This window comes from Xanthomonas hortorum, assembly GCF_040279205.1.
Taxonomy (GTDB): domain Bacteria; phylum Pseudomonadota; class Gammaproteobacteria; order Xanthomonadales; family Xanthomonadaceae; genus Xanthomonas; species Xanthomonas hortorum_F.
Window position 1 is genome coordinate 1 of the sequence record NZ_JBEOLS010000055.1, and the last position, 11,661, is coordinate 11,661.

General features: G+C 64.6%; 12 protein-coding genes. 2 read left to right on the forward strand and 10 right to left on the reverse strand.

What is annotated here, in order from left to right:
- The 6 genes from ABS769_RS17715 to ABS769_RS17740 form a co-directional block, all read right to left on the reverse strand.
- A partial coding sequence (locus ABS769_RS17715) for a transposase (protein ID WP_233368074.1) occupies window positions 1-157 on the reverse strand: 157 nt, incomplete at its 3' end.
- A 141-nt stretch (window positions 158-298) separates the two neighbouring features.
- Entirely contained in the window at window positions 299-1,618 is a 1,320-nt protein-coding gene (locus tag ABS769_RS17720; RefSeq protein ID WP_317062702.1) for an L-fuconate dehydratase, read from the reverse strand.
- 568 nt (window positions 1,619-2,186) lie between these two features.
- A complete protein-coding gene (locus ABS769_RS17725) occupies window positions 2,187-3,044 on the reverse strand; it encodes a fumarylacetoacetate hydrolase family protein (protein WP_317062703.1) in 858 nt (285 codons plus the stop codon).
- A gap of 159 nt (window positions 3,045-3,203) precedes the next feature.
- Window positions 3,204-3,974 carry an SDR family oxidoreductase gene (locus tag ABS769_RS17730; RefSeq protein WP_317062704.1) on the reverse strand — a complete coding sequence of 257 codons (771 nt, stop codon included), beginning with the start codon at window positions 3,972-3,974 and terminating at the stop codon, window positions 3,204-3,206.
- A complete protein-coding gene (locus ABS769_RS17735; RefSeq protein ID WP_317062705.1) occupies window positions 3,971-4,843 on the reverse strand; it encodes an amidohydrolase family protein in 873 nt (290 codons plus the stop codon). The genes ABS769_RS17730 and ABS769_RS17735 overlap by 4 nt, the downstream gene beginning before the upstream one ends.
- Window positions 4,840-5,889 carry an aldo/keto reductase gene (locus tag ABS769_RS17740; protein WP_317062707.1) on the reverse strand — a complete coding sequence of 350 codons (1,050 nt, stop codon included), beginning with the start codon at window positions 5,887-5,889 and terminating at the stop codon, window positions 4,840-4,842. The genes ABS769_RS17735 and ABS769_RS17740 overlap by 4 nt, the downstream gene beginning before the upstream one ends.
- 325 nt (window positions 5,890-6,214) lie before the next feature.
- Here ABS769_RS17740 and ABS769_RS17745 point away from each other — a divergent pair, with 325 nt between their 5' ends.
- Window positions 6,215-7,843, forward strand: a complete 1,629-nt coding sequence (locus ABS769_RS17745; protein WP_317062708.1) for a family 43 glycosylhydrolase — start codon at window positions 6,215-6,217, stop codon at window positions 7,841-7,843.
- Window positions 7,844-7,970: 127 nt separating this feature from the next.
- Here the strand turns inward: ABS769_RS17745 and ABS769_RS17750 are convergent, their stop codons facing one another.
- The 3 genes from ABS769_RS17750 to ABS769_RS17760 all read right to left on the reverse strand — a co-directional run bounded on the left by ABS769_RS17750 (window position 7,971) and on the right by ABS769_RS17760 (window position 9,941).
- The gene (locus tag ABS769_RS17750) at window positions 7,971-8,174 is read right to left on the reverse strand and encodes a hypothetical protein (RefSeq protein WP_023905662.1); all 204 of its coding nucleotides are present in this window, start codon (window positions 8,172-8,174) and stop codon (window positions 7,971-7,973) included.
- Between the two features lie 3 nt (window positions 8,175-8,177).
- The gene (locus ABS769_RS17755) at window positions 8,178-8,741 is read right to left on the reverse strand and encodes a peroxiredoxin family protein (RefSeq protein ID WP_317062724.1); all 564 of its coding nucleotides are present in this window, start codon (window positions 8,739-8,741) and stop codon (window positions 8,178-8,180) included.
- Between the two features lie 279 nt (window positions 8,742-9,020).
- Window positions 9,021-9,941 (reverse strand): DUF4424 domain-containing protein, encoded by a 921-nt coding sequence (locus ABS769_RS17760; RefSeq protein WP_317062709.1) that lies wholly within the window; start codon window positions 9,939-9,941, stop codon window positions 9,021-9,023.
- A gap of 439 nt (window positions 9,942-10,380) precedes the next feature.
- Between ABS769_RS17760 and ABS769_RS17765 the strand changes: the two genes are divergently transcribed.
- Window positions 10,381-10,713 carry a hypothetical protein gene (locus tag ABS769_RS17765; RefSeq protein ID WP_317062710.1) on the forward strand — a complete coding sequence of 111 codons (333 nt, stop codon included), beginning with the start codon at window positions 10,381-10,383 and terminating at the stop codon, window positions 10,711-10,713.
- Window positions 10,714-10,775: 62 nt separating this feature from the next.
- Here ABS769_RS17765 and ABS769_RS17770 read toward each other — a convergent pair whose 3' ends face one another.
- Window positions 10,776-11,444 carry a response regulator transcription factor gene (locus tag ABS769_RS17770; protein ID WP_006451671.1) on the reverse strand — a complete coding sequence of 223 codons (669 nt, stop codon included), beginning with the start codon at window positions 11,442-11,444 and terminating at the stop codon, window positions 10,776-10,778.
- Between the last annotated feature and the right edge of the window lie 217 nt (window positions 11,445-11,661).

The window sequence follows — 11,661 nt, forward strand, 5'->3', positions numbered from 1 at the left end:
AGTTGCCAAAGCGCTTGGGTAGGCCGCGCCATTTGCAGCCATGCTCGGCAACGTAAAGGATGGCGTTGACCACTTGCAGGTTGGTCATGCTGACATTGCCGCGCTGCGCCGGCAGGCAGTGTTCGATTAGAGAAAATTGTGCTGGCGTGATCTCCATGCACGATAGTTTAATCGCTCGGGCCATTAGTGTTAACAGGCCCTAAAAAAACGGCTTCAGTCGCGATCAGGCAATCGAGAAAGCCCATCGCGGCTGAAGCCGCTCCTACAGTGGATGCAGTTGGTTGTGCGGCGTGTTCGATTACGCCTTTGTCGCCGCTAGATCTTCGACCCAGAAGCGGCCATCGGGGTAGCTGAACTCTGCGATGGAGGCCGGGTGCATTTCGGCCGAGAAGCCGGCGGCCTGCGGTGCCAGATAGCGGCCGTGTTGGATACGCACCGGGTCGAGGAAATGCTGATGCAGATGGTCGACAAATTCGATGGCGCGGTCTTCCATCTTGCCGGTGATGGCGACGAAGTCGGCCATGGCCAGATGTTGCACCAGTTCGCACAGGCCGACGCCGCCGGCATGCGGGAACACGCGGATGTTGAACTTGGCCGCCAGCAGCAGGATGGCGAGGTTTTCGTTGACGCCACCGACGCGCGCGGCATCGATCTGGATCAGGTCCACCGCACCGGCCTGCAGCAGTTGCTTGAACACCACCCGGTTCTGGGTGTGTTCGCCGGTGGAGACCGGCACCGGGGTGATGCCCTGGCGGATCGCGGCGTGGCCGAGCACATCGTCCGGGCTGGTGGGTTCTTCGATCCAGGCGATGTCGAATTCGGCCAGCTGGCGCATCCAGTCGATGGCCGGGCCCACGTCCCAGCGCTGATTGGCGTCCACTGCCATCGCGATATCCGGGCCGATCGCGGCGCGCGCCAGGCGGCAGCGGCGGATGTCGTCCTGCACGTTGGCGCCGACCTTGAGCTTGATGGTGCGGAAACCGTCGGCCACCGCTTCTTTTGCGAGGCGCACGAGTTTCTCGTCGGAGTAGCCGAGCCAGCCGGGCGAGGTGGTGTAGGCGGGGTAGCCCTGTTCGATCAGCGTGGCGATGCGCTGCGCGCGCTGCGGTTGTGCATCGCGCAGGATCGCCAGCGCTTCGTCTCGGGTGAGCGCGTCGGTGAGGTAGCGGAAGTCGATGGTGTCGACCAACTGCTCCGGGCTGAGCTCGGCAATAAAGCGCCACAGCGGTTTTTTCGCTGCGCGTGCGGCCAGATCCCAGGCGGCGTTGATCACCGCGCCGATCGCCATATGCATCACGCCCTTTTCCGGGCCCAGCCAGCGCAGCTGCGAGTCATTGGTGAGCCGGCGCGCGAACGCGCCCAGATCGGCAGTGACCTCCTCGACCGACAGGCCGACCACGTGCTCGGCCAGTGCGGCCACCGCGGCGGTCTGCACATCGTTGCCGCGGCCGATGGTGAACACCAGGCCGTAGCCGGCCAGGTCATCCGGTGCATCGGTGCGCAGTACGACATAGGCTGCCGAGTAATCCGGATCCGGATTCATCGCATCCGACCCATCGAGCTCGCGCGAGGTGGGGAAGCGGACGTCGTGGGTATCGAGGGCGATGATGGTGCTCATGGAGGTCCTGGGCGATGGAAGGCGGAATAAAAACGTGCGGAGTAAAACAGAAGCAGAAACAGAGAAGGGCGCCAGAGCCCCTCTCCCACCGGGAGAGGGTTGGGGTGAGGGTACGGACGCGCAGCGCCGACTATGTTGAAGCGCTGCAGGTACTCATGCGTTTGCAACGCAGATCAACGAACAACACAGATCAACGAAACACTGCACGACCAACTGCGTGTCGATATCAACGCGCGACAGCGCTTGGAAGTTCAACGCCCTCGCACGCCGCTTAAAAAAATTTGCGCATGACACATCAACACACGTGCCGACCCGTCACGCCTAACGACAAAGGCACATCGCGACGAACTGCTTGGATATGTCGCTACGTACCCTCACCCCAACCCCGCTACGCGCCCCGGCCCGCGCTTGCGGCGCGGGCGCACCAACGCACGCGCGCCAGGGGCGCGCAAGCCGTGCCTTAGTGCCCCGAGGGGAGAGGGGCTTTGGGCTGCTTCGTGCGGATACTTAGCCACTTACTTTCACTCAATCTTTTCTTCGAGAACCTAAGTTCGGGAAGCCGATGGCCTCAAACAGCATCACGCGGATGCGCCACCACCGGCTGGCGCTGGCGGCCCAGGCCTTCGATCTCCAGCTCCATCACGTCGCCCGGCTTCAGATATACCGGCGGCTTTTGGCCCAGGCCCACGCCCGGCGGGGTGCCGGTGCTGATCACATCGCCCGGCATCAGCGTCATGTAGCGGCTGATGTGGCTGACCAGTTCGGCCACGCCAAACACCATCGTGCGGGTGCTGCCGTTCTGGTATCGGTGGCCGTTGACCTCCAGCCACATCGACAGGTTCTGCGGGTCGGCAATTTCATCGCGGGTGACCAGCCACGGGCCGATCGGGCCGAAGGTGTCGGCGCTCTTGCCCTTGACCCACTGGCCGCCGTGTTCGAGCTGGAATTCGCGCTCGGACAGGTCGTTGATCACCGCGTAGCCGGCGACGTGGTTCAGCGCGTCGTCCACCGAGACATCGCGCGCCACATCGCCGATCACCACGCCCAGTTCCACTTCCCAATCGCTCTTGACCGAGCCGCGCGGGATGATCACGGTGTCGTTCGGGCCGGTCACCGCGGTGGTGGCCTTCATGAAAAGGATCGGCATCTTGGGTACTTCCATGCCCGATTCGGCCGCGTGGTCGGCGTAGTTCAACCCCACGCAGATGAACTTGCCGATCTGCCCCACTGCGGCGCCATAGCGCAGCTCGCCGTCGAGCAGCGGCAGCGTGGACACGTCCAGCGCACGCAGTTTATCCAGGCCGGCATTGCTGATGTGCTTGCCGGCCACATCATCGATCACGCCGCTCAAATCGCGGATGCGGCCTTCGCCATCGATCAGGCCGGGACGTTCCTGGCCGGGGGCGCCAACGCGTACGAGTTTCATGCAGTCTTCCTTTGCAGGTGAGGAATGGAGCGGCTAGCAAACCTAGCGCGCATGCATCGGGTGGATAAGGACGGCGTGCTCAAATCAAGCCACTACAAGTCGCATCCGGCACTGGCCGCCCACGTTGCGGTGCGCGGCACGACGGTGCGTCGGTCGCGCTCAGTTTGACCAGCCGCCATCGATGATGTGGGTCTGGCCGGTGGTGAACGACGATTCGTCCGAGGCCAGGTACACCACCAGCTGTGCGATCTCGCGCGGATCGCCCAGGCGGCCCATCGGCTGGCGGTCGGTGAAGCTCTTCCACACCGCCTGTTCGTCGCCGCCTAGCGCCTTGACGCGCTGGCCTAGCGACGGCGTCTTGATGGTGCCGGGGCAGATCGCGTTGCAACGCACGCCCTGGGCCACGTAATCGGCGGCAATGGCCTTGCTCAAGCCGATCACGGCGGCCTTGGTCACGCCATAGACGAAGCGGTTGGGCACGCCCTTGATGCTGGAGGCGACCGAGGACATGTTGATGATGCTGCCGCGGCCGCGTTCGAGCATGCCCGGCAGCACCGCCTTGCAGGTGTAGTACATCGCATCGACGTTGATCGAAAACGAGCGGCGCCAGGCCGGCTCGTCGCAATCGAGAATGCTGCCCTGGTGCACGAAGCCGGCGCAGTTGAACAACACATCGAACGGGCCGTGCGCCGCCACCAATGCGGCGATTGCCGAGGCATCGGTGACATCCAGCAGCTGGGTGGTGATGGCCTCCGATTCGGCCGCCAGCGCCTGCAGTGCAGCGGCATCGATATCGGTGGCGATTACCTGCGCACCGGCTCGCGCGCAGGCCAGCGCGCTTTCGCGGCCGATGCCGGCGCCGGCGGCGGTGATCAGGCAGCGCTTGCCATGCAGGCGGTCGTTGGGAGTTGTAGAGATCGAGACAGTCATACCGAAGAGATTCCGTGGGTGGGGGCCGCCGGCCGTGGCAGACGATAGAACGTGCGTGCGTTGTCGCCGAACACCGCTGCGGCGTGGCCGTCGGCGTGTTTGGCGACCAGGTGCTGTGCGATCTCGAACCACTGCGTGTAATCGGCGCGTTGGGTCAGCACCGGCCAGTCGCTGCCCCATAGCAGGCGTTGCGCGCCGAAGCGTGCGAACAGATGGCCGACATACGGCTCCAGCGCTTCCACGCCGGCGCCGCGCGCTGCTTCGGTGAGCAGCCCGGAGAGCTTGCAGTGCACAGTGGGATGCTGCGCCAACGCGGCCATGCCGGCCGCCCAGGCAACGAATTCGCCCGCAGCGATCTGCGGCTTGCCGCCGTGATCGACGACCACGCGCAGGTCCGGGTGGCGCTTCAGGCGCGTTTGCAGCGCCGGCACATGCACGCTGCGGATCAAGGCGTCGAAGGCCAGATCGTGCGCGAGCAATGCATCGAATGCGGCATCCAGGTCGGGCTGGGCCAGCCATTGCACATCGGCGATGTCCTGCACCATCGGGCGCAGGCCCTTGAGCACACCGCCGCCGTCGCGCACCAGCGCGGCGATGCGCGCGGCGGCATCGGGCGCGGCGAAATCGACCCAACCGACCACGCCGGCAATACGCGCATCGGCGCGCGCCAGTTCGAACAGGTAACGGGTTTCGGCCTCGGTCGCGGCGGCCTGTACCACCACCACGCTCTCAATATCGGCAGCGTCCAGCGCCTGGCCGATATCGGCTGGGCCGAAGTCGCGATACAGCGGCGCCAGCTCGGGCGTGAGCCAGTGGTAATCGCCACGGGCCAGCTGCCAGAAATGCAGGTGCGCGTCGATGCGGCTCATGGCGTGGGCATGTCCGCAGCGAGCAGGCCGTCATCGCGCAGGCGTTGCCACAGCGCGGGCGGGATCGGCGCATGCAGGCGCGTGGCGGCCGATTGCACCTCGGCCACGGTGCGCATGCCGGCCACCACGGTGGTGACTGCCGGATGCGCCAGCGGGAACTGCAGCGCCACCGCACCGATATCCACATCGAACGCCGCACAGGCCGCGTACAGGCGCTGCGCATGCTGCAAGGTGGCGGTGTCGACCGGGGCGTAGTTGTAGGTCGCACCGGGGCCGCGCGCGTCGCTGAGCAGGCCAGAGCTGTACGGGCCGGCCGACAGGATCGCCACGTTGCGCTGCTGCGCCTGATCGAGCAGCGCGCGCGCGCCATGCTGTTCCAGCAGCGTGTAGCGGCCGGCCAGCATCACGCAGTCGAGCGGGAAGCGTGGCAACACCTCCAGTGCCACCTCCTGCTCGTTGACGCCCAGCCCGATCGCCCCGCAGGCACCGGCCGCCTTCAGCGCCGCCATCGCCGGCAAGGCCTCCTCCAAGGCCTGGCGCAGCACGTTGGCGTGATTGTCGCCGTGGGTCAGCGCGCCGATGTCGTGCAGCAGCAACACGTCGATGTAGTCGGTGCCCAGGCGCTCCAGGCTGGAGGCGAACGCGCGCCGCACGCCGTCGCCGCTGTAGTCGAACGCGGCGCGGCGGCCGGCCACCGCGAAGCCGTCGCGGCCGGCAGCGGCTTGCGCGTCGTGGTAGAGGCAGCGGCCGACCTTGGTCGACAGCGTGTAGGCAGCGCGCGGCACACCGGCCAGACCGCGGCCCAGGCGCGTCTCGCTTAAGCCATAGCCGTAGTACGGCGCGCTGTCGAAATGGCAGATGCCGGCCTCGAACGCACCCGCCACTGCAGCCAGTGCGTCGCCCTCATCGACCTCGGTATACAGATTGCCGATCGGCGCGGCGCCAAAGCCCAGCGCCGAGAGCTGCACGTCGGTGTTGCCTAACCGCTTCCGCACAACGCTCACGCGCAACGCTCCGCAGAGTTTGCGATGGTCAAGCAGGGGCATACGGAATCTGGAAAGCAGCAGCTGGGCATCGCAACGTCCACCAGCCGGCCGGTGCCGGACTGTTCGCATATGAATATCGCAATCATAAGTGAACAGATCACGCTGCAGTGCAGCATTGCAGGCGGTGGCGGTTCAGCACGGGTCCCCACGCAGCGCTGCGGAGGGTTTCCAACATTGTTGCCTACTCGCCGGCCCGGCTCGAAGCGGTCGCTGATCTATGTCGAAATCTACAGCTGCCATCACCGCTTCCTATAAAGCCGCCTGCGCGGTTGCCTCGTTCCGATGTCTGAGGCTAGATACCAGCCCGTCCGCACGAATCTCACGTATGCCAACCACCACCCGCCGGGAGTTGTTCAAGGTGCTTGCCGCAGGCGCCGTGGTTGCGCCGCTGTCGCCGAGCGCCCTGGCGGGCGACGCGAACGTGGCCTGCGCACGCCCGCCGCAGTGGGCGCGCGGCATCGAAAGCCAGCGCAAGGCGGATCTGGGCAACGGCACCTACCTCAATCCCATCGTGGCCGGCGATCACCCCGACCCCACCATCCTCAAGGATGGCGACGACTACTACATGACGTTTTCGTCGTTCTTTTCCTATCCGGGCATCGTGCTCTGGCATTCCACCGATCTGGTCAACTGGACGCCGATCGGCCCGGCGCTGCGCAAACAGCTGGGCACGATCTGGGCGCTGGATCTGTGCAAGCACGATGACCGTTATTTCATCTATATCCCGGCCAATCCGGACGACAAGGGCTGGTCGATCTTCGTGATCTGGGCCGACGACATCCGCGGGCCCTGGAGCGAGCCGATGGACCTGAAGATCGCCGGCTGCATCGACCCCGGTCATGTGGTGGGCGAAGACGGCAAGCGTTATCTGTTCGTCAACGGCATCCGCAAGATCCGCCTGCGCGACGACGGCCTGGCTACCGACGGGCAGGTGGAACCGGCGTACGCACCATGGCGCTATCCCGACGACTGGATCGTGGAAAACTTCGCGCCCGAAGGCCCCAAGCTGACCTGGCACAACGGCTGGCTGTATCTGGTCACCGCGGTCGGCGGCACCGCCGGGCCGGTGACCGGGCATATGGTCATCGCCGCGCGTTCGCGCTCGGTGCACGGGCCATGGGAACACTGCCCGCGCAATCCGCTGGTGCGCACGCAATCCGAACAGGAGCCGTGGTGGTCGCGCGGGCATGCCTCGCTGGTGCAGGGGCCGCGTGGCGACTGGTGGATGGTCTACCACGCTTACGAAAACGGCTTCCGCACGCTGGGCCGGCAGACGCTGCTGGAGCCGATCGAATGGACCGCCGATGGCTGGTTTCGCGCGATTGGCGGCGATCTGTCCAAGCCATTGCGTACGCCTGCACGCGCAAACTCCACGGGCAACGCTGCGATCAGCGGCTTTGCCTTGTCGGATGATTTTTCGACCGACAAGTTCGGCACCCAATGGAGCCTGCATGCACCCAAGCCCGGCGAACAGGCGCGGGTACAGCGTGCGAATCGATCGCTCACGCTCGCCTGTGCCGGCAGCTCGCCAGCCGACAGCTCGCCGCTGACCTGCGGCGTGCCCGATCGCGCCTACGCCGCCGAGGTCACGCTGGAACTCACCGGCAATGCCGAGGGCGGCATCCTGCTGTTCTACAACCACAAAGCCTTCGTCGGCATCGGCTTTACGCCCGACACCATCAAGACCTACGAGTATTCCGAAGAACTGGTGTGGGCACGCGCGCCCAACACGCATCGGCGTCTCCGCGTGCGACTGAGCAACGACCATCATGTGGTGACGTTCGAGTACTCGTTCGACGATGGCCGCCAGTGGATCCGCCATCCCACGCGCATGGAAATGTCCGGCTTTCACCACAATGTGTTCGGCGGCTTCTTGAGCTTGCAGCTCGGCCTCTATGCCGCGCAGCAAGGCGCGGTGGTGTTGCGTGATTTCAGCTATCGCGCGCTGCGCTGAGCGCGGTCTGCAGCACGCCGTCATGACTGCAAACGGCGGGGCCCGGGGGGACCCCGCCGTGAGACCTGGAGTGGCTAACAAACCGTAGCGAGCGGTGGCAACCGCTCAGTAGTTTTGATGGCCGCTCTTAGCCGCAGCAGTAGCAGACGTTGCCTTGTCCCAAATCGCCGCCAAACTCCGGACACTCCGCCTTGCAGGCCCATGCACTGCACGATTCGGTTTTCGGCTGTGCGTTATCGACTGCCATCACCTGGAATGCACCGAAACCGGTACTGGCCAGAAACGTCGCCGCCATCAACGCACTCCGCAAAGTTACCCAACGCTTCTTCATGCATTACTCCTTCACCGTTGCAAAAGCCGCTGGCGCGTCCGTGCGGCGCAATGCGGCAACCAGGTCCTGCACCCGCTCCGTGGTATCGAAGACGCCCAGATGGGAATGGCGCACGCGCCCCTGCCCATCGATGGCCATCACTAGCGGCACGTTGCGCGCACGGAACAACATCAGCGCGCGACGATCGGTCAACGTGACCACCGGAAAATCGAAGCCATGCACATGTGCATAGCGCGCGGCCTGCGCCGCATCGCACTGGCACACGCCGAGCAATTGTGGCCGGCCCGGCAAATTGGCCTGTAATTGCCGCGCCGTACGCAGCACAGTGGGTGCCGAGCGCTGGCAGTACGGACACGTGGTGGTAAAAAAGAACAGCACCTGCGCCTGGCCCTGCGGCGCGCCAAGCAGATGACGTTGGCCCTGCGTATCGGTCACTTCGATGCGCGGCACGTACATGCCGTCATACGGTGTGCTGACGCGGGTCTGCAACCGCTGTTGTTGCGCACGCAGTTGTTTGTTCTGCCACGCCAATGCTGCAATCAATGCACACGCCACCAGCAAGCCGATCCAGAGCCAGGGAACACGTCGTGTCATGCCATCTCCGCAAAGCGTCCTGGGAGTTCGAGACTTGCCCGGGCATCAGCTGATGGTCAATGGTGATATCGACAACTGAGATGGTGCGCGGTGCACGGGTGTGGATGCGGTCACGCCAGGGCGCTTGGGCTTGCTAGAAATATGGCTGGGTGTGTGCCGCCTTTGCGCAACGTGGGCATAGCGTGTCGATCGTTATTGCGCTCTGCGGATGGATGTATGCGTCGTCGATGTGCGAGTCGGCGCGCATGTGCGTCACTCTTGACGACGCAAGAACAGCAGGTTGAGATCGCGCATCGGCACGAAGTTGGTTTGCTTGAACTGGAAGGTCAGCGGGTCGATCTTTTTCAGCGCGCCGTCGAAGCACAGGCTGAGCATGTCGCTCGCCGCCTGCTTGCGGATGGTCAGCTGAAAATCCTTGATCGGGCCGTTCCAGTTCTTGCCGGTGGTCAGTACATAGCGCAGGTTGGCCCAGCCCAGGCCGGACGCGCCTTCGCGGCGTTGCATGCTGGTCCTGGTCGCGGGCTCAATACAGGTGTCTTTCGCATACGACTCCAGCAGGAACGCGCTGCTCTGCGGCACGCCGGTGGACACGCTGGGCGCGTACGCATGCCGGATCTGCACGCTCCGCCGCGCAGGAAAGACCTGTTGCCAGACGAAATACTCGCTGAGCGTGAAGCGTGGCTGCTGGTCGGAGTCGATCCAGCGCGCAGGCAGTGGCTTGCGTCCTTTTGGCACATTGCCCGACTCAGCGAACGCGGCGATATCGTCGATGCTCCAACCGGTTGCGGCAAACGCCTTTGAGATGTCGCTGCCATCGTCCAGCAATACGACGAGTTTGCGCGTGGTGGCGATCGGTTTGCCGTCCACCCACAGTTTGAAATCGGTCAGCTCGCTGTGGTCGGCCATGCCGAAGTACATCGGCGGCATCGGGAAGGCGATCGGCACAGTCAACGCACGCTCGCTGTTGTTGGTGAACACATAGTCCACCTGCACGCGCTCCTCGCTGAGCAGCAAGGCTTCCTTGTCCATGCTGATATCGGACTGATGCAACAGGCGGATGGTGCCGTTGTCGTCGCCGAAGCTGCTGTCATTGGCCTGCGCACTGCCGCAGCCGAGCGCAGCCAGCACGAGTGCCAGCACAAGCGGGCTGCGCGAAAAAGAAAACGTCTGCATGGATCCCCTGAAGACCGGCGCGCACCGACGCGCCGCAGGCGTACAGCATGCCATGCGCCTGAAAGTGCTGGCAGAGTGAGCGTATGCGCAGCATCGGGTGCTGGCGTCTGCCAGGGCGAGGACCTTGCACCGGGCAGTCGGCGGTGTACCGCACGCATCGCACGCTGCGATGCAGCGCACTGCGTGGCAAACGCAATGCAGTGCACGCGCATGAGCCGGAACGGGCGCCGTGGTCATAAGGTAGATTGCTCCTCCCCACGCCGAACCCGCACGCGCAATGCCTTCCCATATTTTCCTGCTGGCTGCGGCTGCATGCCTGTTGCTGCCAGTTCAAACCGCGTTTGCTGCTGCGCCCGATCACCCCGAGGGGGCGGGCGTTGTCCCTAGCTGCACGGCCGATGCCTACAGCTGCCCGCCGTGGATGCCGTCGCAGCGTGAGATGCGCACGGTCATCGCCGATTATTTCTGCGATGCCGCAGACCGCGGCCTGATCAGGCCAAAAGTGAGCCGCGTCGTGCGTGCGGAAACCTCGCAGGTGACCTGCGCTGCACTTGGTCAGGAACCGGGGTCCCATTTCGTGTGCGGAGGCGAGATGCAGTTCATCGGCCCGGACAGCCGTGTCGATTTCATCACCTTCAGCCCGACCATGCATCGCCAGGACGATGGGCGCTACGCCCTCTACGAAGGCAGCGACGAACACGACAACGAGGTGTGGCACGTGCCCGCGCCGCAGAGCGCGTCAAAGGTCTGCACCGGCCGGTCTTTGCGCTGATTGCAGTCTGCGGATGCACCGAAACGTGGTGACTGACGGCCGCAGCAGTGTGCCGGCCGCGCTCAGTCTTCCTCGGGCGGCGGCAGCACGATGCCGTCGGCATCGATGGCAAGCTTGCCGGCCATCAGCACCGCCTGGGTGCGGTTGGTGACGCCGAGCTTGCGCAGGATCGCGGTGACATGCGCCTTGATGGTGGCTTCGGACACGCCAAAGTCGTAGGCGATCTGCTTGTTGAGGCGCCCGGCGCCGAGCATCTGCAGCACGCGGAATTGTTGCGGGGTGAGATCGCGCAGGCGCTGGCCCACTTCACGTTCTTCGCTGCAGGTGGGCGGCAGGTTCTGCGCCTCGGCCGGGATCCAGCGCTCGCCATCGAGCACCGTGGCCAACGCGCGCCCGATGGTGTCCGAGTCTGCGGATTTGGGAATGAAACCGAACGCGCCATGGTCGATCGCACGACGCATCACGGTGGGCTCCTCGCGAGCGGACACCACCACCACCGGCAACTGCGGATGCAGCGACCGCATGTGCACCAACGCACTGAACCCCTGCGCGCCCGGCATGTTGAGATCCATCAACAACAGATCGGCATCCGGTTGCGCATCGGCCAGGGTGTACAACGCATCCACCGTGTCGGCCTCGAACAACAGCACCCCCGGCATCACGCGCTGCACCGCCCCGCGCAAGGCCTCACGGAACAGGGGATGGTCGTCGGCGATCAGCAGGGTGGTCATTGAGGGGGCCGTGAATCGTGAATCGGGAGTGGGGAATCGCAAAGGCAACAGCGAAGAGCAGCAAGGCAAGCAACGACAACAGCGGTGTGGTGACTTTGAAGATGAGAATTGGCAGCGATGAATGAATGTGTGGGTCGGGAACCCGCTTTTACGAATCCCCAATCCCACTCTCGACTCCTCAGGGAACCGCTCTGCCGATTCCCCATTCCCAACTCCC

Excerpts from the sequence above, each read along its gene's own strand:
- ABS769_RS17720 (WP_317062702.1), bottom strand. The coding sequence starts at position 1,618 with ATGAGCACCATCATCGCCCTCGATACCCACGACGTCCGCTTCCCCACC.
- ABS769_RS17725 (WP_317062703.1), bottom strand. The coding sequence starts at position 3,044 with ATGAAACTCGTACGCGTTGGCGCCCCCGGCCAGGAACGTCCCGGCCTG.
- ABS769_RS17730 (WP_317062704.1), bottom strand. The coding sequence starts at position 3,974 with ATGACTGTCTCGATCTCTACAACTCCCAACGACCGCCTGCATGGCAAG.
- ABS769_RS17735 (WP_317062705.1), bottom strand. The coding sequence starts at position 4,843 with ATGAGCCGCATCGACGCGCACCTGCATTTCTGGCAGCTGGCCCGTGGC.
- ABS769_RS17740 (WP_317062707.1), bottom strand. The coding sequence starts at position 5,889 with ATGCCCCTGCTTGACCATCGCAAACTCTGCGGAGCGTTGCGCGTGAGC.
- ABS769_RS17745 (WP_317062708.1), top strand. The coding sequence starts at position 6,215 with ATGCCAACCACCACCCGCCGGGAGTTGTTCAAGGTGCTTGCCGCAGGC.
- ABS769_RS17750 (WP_023905662.1), bottom strand. The coding sequence starts at position 8,174 with ATGAAGAAGCGTTGGGTAACTTTGCGGAGTGCGTTGATGGCGGCGACG.
- ABS769_RS17760 (WP_317062709.1), bottom strand. The coding sequence starts at position 9,941 with ATGCAGACGTTTTCTTTTTCGCGCAGCCCGCTTGTGCTGGCACTCGTG.
- ABS769_RS17765 (WP_317062710.1), top strand. The coding sequence starts at position 10,381 with ATGCGCACGGTCATCGCCGATTATTTCTGCGATGCCGCAGACCGCGGC.
- ABS769_RS17770 (WP_006451671.1), bottom strand. The coding sequence starts at position 11,444 with ATGACCACCCTGCTGATCGCCGACGACCATCCCCTGTTCCGTGAGGCC.